Source organism: Desulfoscipio sp. XC116 (genome assembly GCF_039851975.1).
GTDB lineage: Bacteria > Bacillota > Desulfotomaculia > Desulfotomaculales > Desulfallaceae > Sporotomaculum.
The window spans coordinates 2,024,740-2,036,698 of sequence record NZ_CP156660.1; the positions used below are offsets into that span (position 1 = coordinate 2,024,740).

Consider the following 11,959-nt stretch of genomic DNA (forward strand, 5'->3'; position numbering starts at 1 on the left):
CACTCTATCCTCCCAATTTACTTAAAAAGCCTGGCTAGCTTACTTATAAAACCGCGTAGACTTCCTTCGGCTTCTACCTTTAAATCCTTTTTTAGTATACTATAAGCAATTGCTTTAACGGCTTCGGCCACATTGGATTGAGGTTTGGCCAGAATGAAAGGCTTTTGGTTTTTAACCGCACTGACAACCAATTGATTATATGGAATAGTGCCCAGGTTGGTCAGTTTTATGGTTAAATACCTTTCAGACAAATTACTTAAGCGTTGTACGGAACTAAACGACTCCCCACTGCCGTGCGATTGATTGACTACCAAGCCAACTTCCTTATGCAATTTAAATCTATCCAATACTTTTATTAAACCATATGCATCGGTCAGTGATGTAGGTTCCGGAGTGATCACCGTGTACACCTCGTCAGCCGCCGCGCAAAAAGCTAATACATCCTTGGAAATTCCCGCCCCGGTATCAATTAAAACAAAGTCAGCCAGGCTATTTAATTTTTCAATACTGTTCAATAACTTGGAACGCTGACTGCCGGTGAGATTGGCCAGTTCCAAAAAACCGGCCCCACCTGAAATAATTTTAATACCCGCCGGACCCGGCATCATGATATCCCAGATGGGCACATCTCGAAATAAATGATCATATAAATTAAGTGATGGTATTATACCCAGCAACACTTCCACATTGGCCAGCCCCAAGTCGGCGTCAAGAACAATCACACGCTGTCCTTCCTGCGCCAGGGCTATGGCCAGATTGACTGTCAGGTTGGTTTTACCCACACCACCTTTACCGCTGGTAACGGTAAGTACCCGTGGTCCCCGGTAAGGCGCGCCATCCTGGGGGGGGATAACCTCCGAGCGTCTCTCTTTGAGAATGTTACGTTGGAAAATCCTCATCTGTTACTAAGCCCCCAAGTATAATCTCAGCCAAGCGTTTGGATGTTATTCGTTCAATGTCGTCCGGTACGTTTTGCCCCCTGGAAACATATGCTACCGGGAGACCTGTATCACAAACAATATTCAGCATCGATCCGTATGAATCGGTTTCATCCATTTTTGTAACAATTATTTTATTATAGCCAATAGGCAGAAAATCATTGGCTATTCTTACTAAATCACGATTTTTGGTAGGAGCGCTCAAAACAAGATGGATATCCTGCGGTTCACCCACGGCACTCATAAAGGTATGCAATTCCAGTACCTGGCTGCGATTCATGGACGACCGACCTTCGGTATCGATAAAAACCGCTTCTTTATCGCGATGCTTTTCTACAGCCTGCGCAAGCTCACCCGGAGTCATTACCACATCCACCGGCACATTAATTATTTTACCATAAAAATTCAGTCTTTCCATAGTCCCAAAACGGTGATTATAAACAGCTATCAGACCAACCTTTTTCTTATCTATCACCTTGGCTTTAGTAACCAGTTTGGACAGAGTTAAAGTCTTGCCTATCCCTGTGGGACCGATAAATGAATAAATACGGGCTTTGCTTTCTTTACTGTAAGCCGGCTTCAGAATATCGGTTATTCTCTTTTTTAAATGCGCCTTAAATATATCTTCAGACAACATGTCGTCCCGGGCAATAACAGGGGTAATATCTTTTAATAATTTATCAATAATGACTTCATCAACTTCCACATACCGGAGCAATTGTCTCCATTTATCAAGCAGTCCGTTATCCATTTTTGCACCCCCTTTATTCATCTCTTGCTGCAAGACTATATTAAACCAGTTATGCTCTCCTTTTTCGGAGATCTCCATAATTGGCTCGGGCAACTGGGTGGGTACCAGCCTGCCGGGAATTACACGCACCGGCATCTCATGTTTACTAGCACCGCCGCCGGCTGCCGGCATATTCCGTTCAACAGGCGCCGAAGCTTCCACAAGCAAAAGAGGCTCATTTGCTTCTATAACATTTTGGTGTACCGGAATGCTTATCTCATGATCATCAACCGCCGCCGTAACCTCAATTCCGCGCTTGCCAAACAGCTGTAGTATATTTTTTACCGGTTCTTTAGCGGTGCTGATAATCACCGCGTCTTCCCCCAGTTCCCGGCGTATTTGCAGCAGCGCCTGCTGCATATCGGCAGCAATCACCTTTTTAATTTTCACTCAATACCACCGTCCCTACAGCTTCTATCTCTATTTCCGGTATAATTTCATTCATGGATAACACCGCCGTGCCCGGCATCTGCCGGACTATGAAACGCCGCAGGGGTAAACGCAATCGCGGTGAACATAACAATACCGGCGAATAACCGCGTCCCAGCGCCTTTTCAATGGTCTTGGCTATATTATCCAGCACCTGGCGAGCCAGCCGGGGTTCTAGAACCGGATACGAACCCATTTGGGTAGCCTGCACGGCATCGGTCATCGTTTTTTCCAATTTGGGATGCAGGGTTATCACCTGCAGCTTATTATCCGCGTTAAGCTGGCCGCGACAAATGCTGCGGGCCAAAGCATGACGCACATGTTCAATTAAAAAGTCCAATTCCCTGTTTACACGCACACCGTCGCCCAGAGCCTCAAGAATAGTAATAATATCCTTAATCGGCACGTTCTCCACAAGCAGACTCTGCAGCACTTTTTGCACTTCTCCCACCGACATGGGTTCCGGAACCAGTTCTTCCACCACCGCCGGATTCTTTTCCTTGACCACATCGAGCAATTCCCTAACGTCCTGGCGTCCCAACAGCTCGTGGGCATACTTTTTAATAAATTCAGTCAGGTGGGTAACCAGCACAGTAGATGAATCCACCACTGTAAAACCGGCCATTTCCACCTGATCTTTTTTATCCGCGGTTACCCACCAGGCCGGCAGTCCGAAAGTAGGCTCGGTGGTGGCAATACCTGTTACATCAATTTCCTGACCTGTGGGGTTAAGCGCCATTAAATAGCCCGGCATAAGCTCACCGCTGTCAATTTCCTCACCCCGTATCCGAAAAACATACCGATTCGGCGACAGCTGTAAATTATCCCTGATACGTATCGGCCGCACATAAATACCTATTTCAACGGCCAGCTGCCGGCGCACGGCGGTAAGTCTTTGCAGCAGGTCGCCGCCTGATTTGTCATCAGTTAATGGTATCAGATTATAGCCAATTTCAATTTGCAGCGGATCGGTTTCCAATAATTGCAATACATTTTCCGGCACCCGCTGCTCCCGAACCCGCTTTTGAGCGTCTTCCTCCTGCACCATAATCTCCTGCCGTTTTTTCGAGTTGAGCAATGAATAACCCAGAAAACCAAGTACACCGGCCAGAGCAAAAAACACCACCGTCGGCATGGCCGGAATTAAGCCGATAGCCAGTAAAATACCGGCTACAACAAACATTATTTTAGGGAAGTGTATAAACTGCTGCGCCAAATCAGTGCCAAAGCTGGTGTCAGCGGAAGCCCTGGTAATTAAAATACCGGACGCGGTGGATATCAGCAGTGCGGGAACCTGGGCGACCAAGCCGTCACCAATCGTTAAGATAGTGTAGGTTTGCACGGAAGTCATTACGTCCATACCCTTTTGCAGCACGCCAATGGTAATACCGCCAATAATATTAATAATTATAATGATAATACCGGCAATGGCGTCGCCCCGTACAAATTTGCTGGCGCCGTCCATAGCACCGAAAAAATCAGCTTCCCGCTGCAGTTTGCGTCGGCGTTCCCGGGCTTCATCTTCGGTTATCAAACCGCTGTTGAAATCGGCGTCAATACTCATTTGTTTGCCCGGCATGGCGTCCAGTGTAAAACGTGCCGTCACTTCGGAGACCCGGCCCGCGCCGTTGGTGATAACCACAAACTGAATTACAGTAATAATAATAAATACAATGGCTCCCACCACAAAGTCGCCGCCCACCACAAACTCGCCAAAACCGCTGATTATATTACCGGCCTGAGCCTCGCTTAAAATTAAGCGCGTAGATGAAATGTTCAGCGATAGCCTGTAAAGAGTGGTAACCAGCAGCAAAGTGGGAAAAACAGAAAACTGCAGCGGCTCGGTGGTAAACATTGTAATCATAATGATCACCAGAGCCACGGTAATACTAATGGTGAGAAAAACGTCCAGCGCCAAAGGAGGCAGGGGAATAAGGATCAGCAGCACTATGCCCAAAATACCGGCGGCAATCAGTACATCAGTATTGTTTTTAAATAATTGGCCAACGGCCGTCCGGGAATAGGTAGCCAAAGCATACCCTCCTATATAAGTCCATACTGTTAATTGTTATTAAATACCATTATAACCGGCTCGGCCTTTTAAACGATAAACCATAGCTATGATTTCGGCAATAGCCTGATATAATTCCACGGGTATTTCACCGCCGATAGCGACATTATGGTACAGCGCCCGGGCCACCGGCGGGTTTTCCACCACCGGCACATTATTCAGCCTGGCCAATTTTTTAATTGCCCGGGCTAAATCACCCGCCCCCTTGGCAGTAACCAGCGGGGCTCCCGTTTCCTTCTCGTCATACCGAACAGCCACAGCCACGTGAGTTGGGTTGGTGATTACCACCGTGGCTTGAGGCACTTCCTGGCGAATGGCATTAACCAAGATTTCCCGCTGCCTGCGGCGCAGCCATGATTTAACCATGGGATCGCCCTCGGTTTGCTTTAGTTCATCTTTTACTTCCTGCTTGGTCATGCGCAAATTTTTAATGTGCTCATAGCGCTGAAACAGCATATCAAATAGTGAAATTACCAGAAAGGCTCCCCCGCCGGCAAAGGCGGTTACCAGCATCATAGCGGCAATCGAGTCCAAGAGCTGCGCCGGGGTTTTAAAATATATCAATAACATTTCCGCTAAACGCGCTTTAACTACCCAATATACCGTAGCAGCCACAATAATTATTTTAAGTAAATTTTTAACCAGCTCGAATAGACTTCGCAAACTAAAAATTCTTTTAAAACCTTCCATAGGGTTAAGCCGTTCAAATTTTGGCTGTAATACCTGCGGCGCAAAAAGTACGCCTACCTGTAAAACATTAGCAGCCACAGCCGCAATTATAATTATAACGGCAACCGGCATTAACACCAGATTCATGCGCACCAAAAAACCAACCATATAATAAGGCAGATTTTCCGCGGGCAGGTTAATATCTATACCGGTTTGAAAGTATTCCAGCAGTAATCTCTGCATGGAAAAGATAATGGTATCCTTTAAAAAGGCAATGGCCAAAAGAGCGGCCAGCAGTATGATTGCAGCGCTTAAGTCCCGGCTTTTAGGTACCTGCCCTTTCTGGCGCGCATCTCTAAGTCGTCGCGGTGACGGCGCTTCTGTTTTTTGCTGCGCTGAATTGCTGTCCGCCATCACGTCATTCCCTTCATCAGGATAACCATATCCTGTTCAATAATAGAACAAATCGAATAAATTATGCGTACCAGCACAGGCACCATTACACTTAGGGTGACCATGCCGAAAATTATTTTAATTGGGAAACCCAGCATAAAAACATTGATCTGCGGCGCCGTGCGGGCTAAAAGTCCCAGTGTCACGTCAATTACCAGCATAACGGCTATTATCGGTGCTGCGATTTGCACACCAATAGTAATCATCTGGCCGAACACTTTAATTAAAAACATGGCCGAATCGCCGTTAACCTGTGCGACATTCACCGGAAGAACGGTATAACTGCGAACAAGAGCGGCAATTATCATATGATGACCGTTTACGGCCAGCAGCACGGCCAAGCCCAGCAAATGCAAAAAACGAGAGATAATACCCGCTGTGGCACCGGCCACAGGATCAAAAATCAAGCTCATAAAAAAACCAATTTGCATATCAATCAAACTACCGGCGTAAATTAGAGCATTCAACAACAAACTTGCTATATAGCCCAAAGCCAGACCCACCAATACCTCACGTACCAGAGCGAAAATATATTGCCAGCCATCGGGCGGATAGACCGCGGTATCCGTATTGACCGTGGGAAAAATAATCACCGCTACAGCAAAAGATAAACCTATTTTCACCAACCCGGGAATATTGGACATGGAAAACAGCGGTCCGACCGCAAAAAAAGCGGAAAGCCTGGCCAACACAAGAAAAAAGAGCGCCAGTTGATTAGTGTCCAACAATTTATGTACCCCTTACTTGAGCAAATCAGGTATCCGGCTGTAAACACGGTTGGTAAAACTAACCATAATACGCATTGTCCAGGGGGCCATGACAGCCAGAGTCAAAAATACGGCAATCATTTTGGGCACAAAGGTAAGAGATTGTTCCTGCACCTGAGTAGTAGCCTGTAGTATGCTGATAACCAGACCCACGATTAGAGAAACAGCCAAAGGCGGCAGGGACACAATGCAAACCATTAAAATAGCGTCCCGAACCAGTTCAATAATAAAGGTTTCAGACATTAACATCCCACCCTGCTAAAAACTCTCTACCAACGTTTTTACCACCAGGTACCAACCATCTACCATAACAAAAAGCAGTATTTTAAACGGCAGTGATATCATCACCGGCGGCAGCATAAACATGCCCACGGACATCAATGTACTTGCCACCACCATGTCAATAACTAAAAAAGGCACATAAATCATAAACCCTATTTGAAAAGCAGTTTTTAGTTCGCTGATTACAAAAGCCGGTATTAAAACATCGGCGGATAAATCTTGTTCATTGCGTGGATTATCCTTACCCGAAAGTTTAATAAATAAAGCTATATCCTTCTCCCTGGTTTGTTTGACCATAAAGGAACGCAACGGTGCAAATGCCTTATCCAAAGCCTGTTCCTGAGTTATTTCACTGGCCAGGTAAGGCTTAAGCGCCTGGTTATTTATCTGGTTGGCCACCGGAGTCATGATAAACACCGTAAGAAAGAGAGCCAGGCCGATAATCACTTGGTTGGGCGGAGTTTGCTGTGTACCAACGGCGCTGCGCAACAAAGACAGCACCACAATAATGCGGGTAAAACTGGTGGTCATCAGCAAAAATGCCGGCACCATGGAGAGCAAGGTCAATATAAGCAGTATTTTAATACTGTTAACTACCTTGACCGGTTCATCGGTAGGCTGCACATTAAGGTCTATCCCCGGCAGCGGTTCAGCGCATAATGGGTCAACTTGAAAAAATAAGCTAAAAACAATTATCAATAAAATAACAAGCAATATGTATTTTTTTATTCTAAATAATATCACTACCTGTTCCCGCCTTGCTTTGTACCAAATGGCTTGATGTTTTTAACTAATTGAACAATGTCCGGCCAATTCGGAGCGGCATTTGCAATTTCCTCAGGCAACTCTTCCATTTCCTTGACCAGTACGACACAGCCTTCCTGGTGAGCAAAAAGCAAATATTTACCACCCACCTGTACCAGGGAGAGACCGCATTTAGGCCCCATGGAAACCTGCTCCAGTACCCGCATTCTTTTGCCATAATTACAGCCGAAAGAATTTTTACGCCCAAAGCCGAAACGGATAGCCAAATAGGCCAAACCGCAAATCAGCGGCAAAAGCACAATGATTTCCAATAGGGCAATCAACATTTCCCTATCCATCGACAAGTACTTCCTTATCTGCAGGAACATGCGGATCTATTTCGTTTACTCTGTCCACTCTTATACCAAGGTTATTGCCGATAATAATAACTTCACCGCGTGCGAAATCCTGTTCGTTGACTTTCAGGTTAATGTTGTCACCGGCTGCTTTCTCCAGCTCAACAACCGCGCCTTCCTTCATATTTAATATCTCCCGCACCGTAAGTGTAGCTTCCCCCAGTTCGGCTTTAATATCCACTACCACATCACCTATAAAATCAAGAGGCAGGCGAGATTGCAGCAAACTTGGTTCGGCATGCAGCGGAGGAAAGGTTACCTTTTTCACAGTTGTCTTATTAGTATTGAAGTTGCCCAGAAATTCATCTAATTCACGCTGTGAAAGCATATATTAATCCCCGCCTTATTTTAAAATTAAACTTTTTCCTCAATGGCGCCGCTCATGCGGCAAGAATATCCGAGTGGGCTATTGAACTATGTACTGAGTAAAAATTACCCTTTCTATAACCTCTTCTTCAAGCCGGTTATTAATAGCTGTTACGAGTTCCTGTTTCAATTTTTCGGTGGCCTCGGGCGGCTTAATTTCATCAACGGTTTTCTTGCGTAAAGCAAGTAATACCGCTTCAATAATGTGAGATTTTTTTTCCTGCACCAATTCCGCTGTTTTTTTATCTTCCGGATATTCGATAACTATCTTTGTCTTAAGAAAATGGTTGCCGTTCCGGTCCGCCAGGTTGACTACCATATCGCCCAATTCCATGGACGACATAGTTATCTCCTTTGTAGGCTTGGCATTGGCACTATCGCTATCACTGCCCGGATCAATAAATTTAAAGTACCCGATAACCATGCCGGCTCCCACCACAAATACCATCAGCATCATCAGGAACATAGCCATTAGATTGCTCCGTGCAGGTTTATCCGCTGCGGCTGCGGCTGTTGTTGTCACTTTAGTTTGTTTATCTTCCTTTTTGCGCTTCCTTAAGGCCATTTATCACTCATCCTAACGTAATAAGTTAAGTTTTTCGTCAATATTTTATCTGCGAATTTCTTATGTATAAATAACATATTGTGCGACTGTCATTGCGAGCGCAGCGAAGCAATCTTGGACTTCAAGGCAAGCCCCCAAAGAAATGCGGGCTGTAAAACGGAGATTGCTTCGTCGCTTCGCTCCTCGCAATGACGGACTTCAAACATCGCACTTACTGCCTCTTAATTGCTCATGTTACCACCTTTATCGCTCATGCCTGCTACCGCTTCAGATTCAACAGCTCTTCGAGCATGGTGTCCGATACTGTGATTATCCGGGAGTTGGCCTGGTAACCACGCTGGGTGGTAATCATATTGGAAAACTCATCAGTCAAATTTACATTGGACATTTCCAGGTAACCCGACTCAATAGTGCCATATCCGTCACTCCCGGCAACGCCCATTAACCCCGAACCACTGCTGGCGTTATCTTTGTAAAGATTATCTTTAAATCGCTCCAGCCCGTCCTGGTTATTAAAAACATATAGCGAAATTCTGGCAGCATCCGTGCCGTTGGAAAACTTAAGCGGTACGTTATCGGTATTGGTTCCTGAAATAGTACCGTCACTTTGAATAGCAATGTCGGCTACGGGTATGTTTCCTATGCTGATATCAACGTCATTAGTATAACCGTTTAAAAATGCCGTGGTGTCAAGGTTAGGGTCGGAAGCGGTATCAAAACCGGCACTGGAAATGTTCAGAGCGGCATCTGATTCATATTTTTTATCATAACCGTTATATACCGTAGTCAACACTAGCTTTACATTATCATTATCATCAGTATACTTATATGCCATTACACCGGATCTTTCTTGTTCGGCGTTTATTTTATCTATAATCTGATCCAGGCTCAAATCATTGGATGATGTAAGATCAACCACTACCGGTGTGTCGACCTTGGTCCCATCCGCCAGAACACCTTGCAGCGATAACGATTTGCCGGCTAAAAGGTTTACGCTGTCTCCATTTAAATCAGCTTTGGCAAAACCAGTGCCATCGTTAACAATAGTTCCAACGGTAATGCCGCTTAGACTTGCTTCGGTAGCTATGGCGGCATTAATTGCGGCCGTTACCCCCGCGGCAGTATCAGCCGCATCTTGCGTACCAACAATGATAGTTTTGGTTGCAGTATCAACAGAGCCGTTTGCCTGGTCTATTGTATTATCAAATTTTATGGTATAGCCATTCAATTCGGTACCGCCGGTAGTTGTTGTTACCGTAATATTCCCGGTAGCGGCAGTACCTGAATTACTTGTACCTATTGCTCTGTTAGTATAAAGACCTACATTGTCTCCATCCAAATCAGCTTTGGCAAAACCAGTGCCATCGTTAACAATAGTTCCAACGGTAATGCCGCTTAGACTTGCTTCGGTAGCTATGGCGGCATTAATTGCAGCCGTTACCCCTGCGGCAGTATCAGTCGCATCTTGCGTACCAACAATGATGGTTTTGGTTGTAGTATCAACTGAGCTGTTTGCTTGGTCTAGTCCATCATTAAATGTTATGGTGTAACCATTCAAATCAGCCCCATTAGCGGTGGTTACCACTTTAATATTTCCAGTGGTGCCCCCGGCAGCAGTTTCTCCCGATGCTTTAGTAACCATTGCGGCATCCGGATCTGATATCGCAACCTCTGATTTAGCTTTGTTCCAGGTTTCGCCTTTTAATGCATAACCGCTGGAATTAACAAGATCCCCGTTGCGGGTTAAGTAAAAAATACCTTCTCTGGTATAGTAATCAATTGAACCGTCCGAAACCTTGAAAAACCCGCTGCCGGAAATGCCCAGGTCCAATGTCCGATTAGAGGGCTGCAATCCCCCGGGAGTCATATCTGAATTAATACTGGCAACGTTGATACCAATACCCGCCTGGGCGGGGTTAGATTTAATACCACCCTGTTTAACCGTCTGATACATGACATCCTGAAAGTTGGCCCGGCTGGATTTATAGCCGGGGGTATTTACGTTGGAAATATTATTGCCAATCACATCCATGCGGATCTGGTGATTTTTCATGCCTAAAACTCCGGAATACAGAGAACGAATCATTTAATCGGCCCTCCTATATTTTAACTATCAATTTAGTTGGCACTTATGCATTTGCTGTTGTGCCAACACCCGATCACGGCAATTTACCTCTTAAGCTCGATAATTGATTGCAATACTTCATCAGCGGTGGTGAAAACTTTTGTGCTGGCCTGATAGCCACGTTGTGTTTCTATAAGATTAGCCATTTCCTGCGCCATATCTGTGTTGGAGTTCTCCAGAAATCCAGACTTTATAACCCCGAAAGACTCCGTCCCGGGTTCACCGAGCAAAGGTTCACCCGACAGATCATTGTTCAGGTACAAGTTATCACCGATATTGGTCAGCCCATTTACGTTGGCAAAATTAAACAACCCAATTCGGCCAATAGGCGTAGGGTCATCGTCAACATCACCTTCGGGATCGGTCACATAAATATCTCCGTTATCATCTATATAAACATCATCAAGAGATTGGCCTTCCGCAAGCTCTATTTGTATAGAGTCTTCTCCATCACTAACCAATCGCAGTCCCGATGAATTAACAATGTATCCTTCTTCATCAATATAGAAAGATCCATCTCTGGTAAACATCAACCTGTCCGAATCGGATTCTTCATCGGTTACGGCAAAAAAACCATTGCCGTTAACAGCCAGGTCCAGGGTTCTGCCGGTGTACATGGTAATCCCTTGTTTAAAATTATTCGATATATCGGAAACTGTAAGACCGGTGCCGATCTGGCAGGAATCATCAGCTCCCATGGCCATATACATGGCATCCTGAAAACCGGCCCGGCCCGCCTTAAAGCCGGTGGTGCTGGCGTTGGCTATGTTATTGCCAACCACATCCAAGCGCACCTGGTAGTTGTGCATGCCGGACAGGCCCAAATACATAGAACGAATCACTTCACAACCTCCTTGATATCTATAGGAGAAATAATATCTCAGTAACCGCTTCAATCATTCGGCGGTCCGCAGCCTCCCTGAGGTCCAGCCGCTATTTAATAATAATGGCACTGTCTATATTGGTAAAAACATGCTCTTTTAAAGCGTTTTCATCCATAGCCGATATCAACGTGCGATTTTTGACACTTACTATCAAGGCCAGTTCGCCGTGTATTAGAAGCGAGTTATTCGCTCCCTTGGCGTCCGCCCTGTCTACAGCATTGTTAATTTTTTCCCAGTCCTGCCGGCCGATAACAATATTCCTTTCGGCCAGTCTGCGCTGGGCATGGGCCGACACTTTGATTTTGTTAACTCCGGCCAGTTCTTGCGATAGAATATCTTGAAACTTCGCATTTTGTTTGCCGGATTGCGCTTTTCTGGCAACATCGGTACTATTGGGCGGCTGATTAATAATTGGTTCCGGCAGTATATGGGTACCCTTGATCTCCATCGCATATATCAC

At 45.5% G+C, this 11,959-nt stretch carries 13 protein-coding genes; all 13 read right to left on the reverse strand.

The features are described from left to right. Window positions 1-17 precede the first annotated feature (17 nt). The 13 genes from ABDB91_RS09625 to ABDB91_RS09685 all read right to left on the reverse strand — a co-directional run bounded on the left by ABDB91_RS09625 (window position 18) and on the right by ABDB91_RS09685 (window position 11,947). The gene (locus ABDB91_RS09625; protein ID WP_347491372.1) at window positions 18-899 is read right to left on the reverse strand and encodes a MinD/ParA family protein; all 882 of its coding nucleotides are present in this window, start codon (window positions 897-899) and stop codon (window positions 18-20) included. Further along, window positions 880-2,118, reverse strand: coding sequence for a hypothetical protein (locus ABDB91_RS09630; protein ID WP_347491373.1), 1,239 nt, complete (start codon window positions 2,116-2,118; stop codon window positions 880-882). The genes ABDB91_RS09625 and ABDB91_RS09630 overlap by 20 nt, the downstream gene beginning before the upstream one ends. Continuing rightward, the gene (flhA, locus tag ABDB91_RS09635) at window positions 2,108-4,189 is read right to left on the reverse strand and encodes a flagellar biosynthesis protein FlhA (RefSeq protein ID WP_347491374.1); all 2,082 of its coding nucleotides are present in this window, start codon (window positions 4,187-4,189) and stop codon (window positions 2,108-2,110) included. The genes ABDB91_RS09630 and flhA overlap by 11 nt, the downstream gene beginning before the upstream one ends. A 39-nt stretch (window positions 4,190-4,228) precedes the next feature. Continuing rightward, the gene (flhB, locus tag ABDB91_RS09640) at window positions 4,229-5,311 is read right to left on the reverse strand and encodes a flagellar biosynthesis protein FlhB (RefSeq protein ID WP_347491375.1); all 1,083 of its coding nucleotides are present in this window, start codon (window positions 5,309-5,311) and stop codon (window positions 4,229-4,231) included. Next, the gene (gene fliR, locus ABDB91_RS09645) at window positions 5,311-6,078 is read right to left on the reverse strand and encodes a flagellar biosynthetic protein FliR (protein ID WP_347491376.1); all 768 of its coding nucleotides are present in this window, start codon (window positions 6,076-6,078) and stop codon (window positions 5,311-5,313) included. Before fliR ends, flhB begins: the two co-directional genes overlap by 1 nt. A gap of 12 nt (window positions 6,079-6,090) precedes the next feature. After that, window positions 6,091-6,360 carry a flagellar biosynthesis protein FliQ gene (gene fliQ, locus ABDB91_RS09650; protein ID WP_347491377.1) on the reverse strand — a complete coding sequence of 90 codons (270 nt, stop codon included), beginning with the start codon at window positions 6,358-6,360 and terminating at the stop codon, window positions 6,091-6,093. 15 nt (window positions 6,361-6,375) lie between these two features. Then, window positions 6,376-7,143, reverse strand: coding sequence for a flagellar type III secretion system pore protein FliP (fliP, locus tag ABDB91_RS09655; protein WP_347491378.1), 768 nt, complete (start codon window positions 7,141-7,143; stop codon window positions 6,376-6,378). Next, window positions 7,143-7,502 carry a flagellar biosynthetic protein FliO gene (locus tag ABDB91_RS09660; RefSeq protein ID WP_347491379.1) on the reverse strand — a complete coding sequence of 120 codons (360 nt, stop codon included), beginning with the start codon at window positions 7,500-7,502 and terminating at the stop codon, window positions 7,143-7,145. Before ABDB91_RS09660 ends, fliP begins: the two co-directional genes overlap by 1 nt. Further along, complete coding sequence (locus ABDB91_RS09665) at window positions 7,495-7,887, reverse strand: FliM/FliN family flagellar motor C-terminal domain-containing protein (RefSeq protein WP_347491380.1); 393 nt, start codon at window positions 7,885-7,887, stop codon at window positions 7,495-7,497. The genes ABDB91_RS09660 and ABDB91_RS09665 overlap by 8 nt, the downstream gene beginning before the upstream one ends. Window positions 7,888-7,965: 78 nt before the next feature. Continuing rightward, window positions 7,966-8,490: a flagellar basal body-associated FliL family protein gene (locus ABDB91_RS09670; protein WP_347491381.1), complete on the reverse strand. Its 525-nt coding sequence runs from the start codon at window positions 8,488-8,490 to the stop codon at window positions 7,966-7,968. Between the two features lie 259 nt (window positions 8,491-8,749). Then, a complete protein-coding gene (locus ABDB91_RS09675) occupies window positions 8,750-10,576 on the reverse strand; it encodes a flagellar hook-basal body complex protein (RefSeq protein ID WP_347491382.1) in 1,827 nt (608 codons plus the stop codon). An 83-nt stretch (window positions 10,577-10,659) separates the two neighbouring features. Next, window positions 10,660-11,457 (reverse strand): flagellar hook-basal body complex protein, encoded by a 798-nt coding sequence (locus ABDB91_RS09680; RefSeq protein ID WP_347491383.1) that lies wholly within the window; start codon window positions 11,455-11,457, stop codon window positions 10,660-10,662. 91 nt (window positions 11,458-11,548) lie between these two features. Continuing rightward, window positions 11,549-11,947, reverse strand: a complete 399-nt coding sequence (locus ABDB91_RS09685) for a TIGR02530 family flagellar biosynthesis protein (protein WP_347491384.1) — start codon at window positions 11,945-11,947, stop codon at window positions 11,549-11,551. Window positions 11,948-11,959: the final 12 nt, after the last annotated feature.

Bases quoted from the DNA above. Each gene is read 5' to 3' on its own strand.
- ABDB91_RS09625 (WP_347491372.1), bottom strand. From the start codon at position 899: ATGAGGATTTTCCAACGTAACATTCTCAAAGAGAGACGCTCGGAGGTT.
- flhB (WP_347491375.1), bottom strand. From the start codon at position 5,311: ATGGCGGACAGCAATTCAGCGCAGCAAAAAACAGAAGCGCCGTCACCG.
- fliQ (WP_347491377.1), bottom strand. From the start codon at position 6,360: ATGTCTGAAACCTTTATTATTGAACTGGTTCGGGACGCTATTTTAATG.
- ABDB91_RS09660 (WP_347491379.1), bottom strand. From the start codon at position 7,502: ATGGATAGGGAAATGTTGATTGCCCTATTGGAAATCATTGTGCTTTTG.
- ABDB91_RS09665 (WP_347491380.1), bottom strand. From the start codon at position 7,887: ATGCTTTCACAGCGTGAATTAGATGAATTTCTGGGCAACTTCAATACT.
- ABDB91_RS09670 (WP_347491381.1), bottom strand. From the start codon at position 8,490: ATGGCCTTAAGGAAGCGCAAAAAGGAAGATAAACAAACTAAAGTGACA.
- ABDB91_RS09675 (WP_347491382.1), bottom strand. From the start codon at position 10,576: ATGATTCGTTCTCTGTATTCCGGAGTTTTAGGCATGAAAAATCACCAG.
- ABDB91_RS09685 (WP_347491384.1), bottom strand. From the start codon at position 11,947: ATGGAGATCAAGGGTACCCATATACTGCCGGAACCAATTATTAATCAG.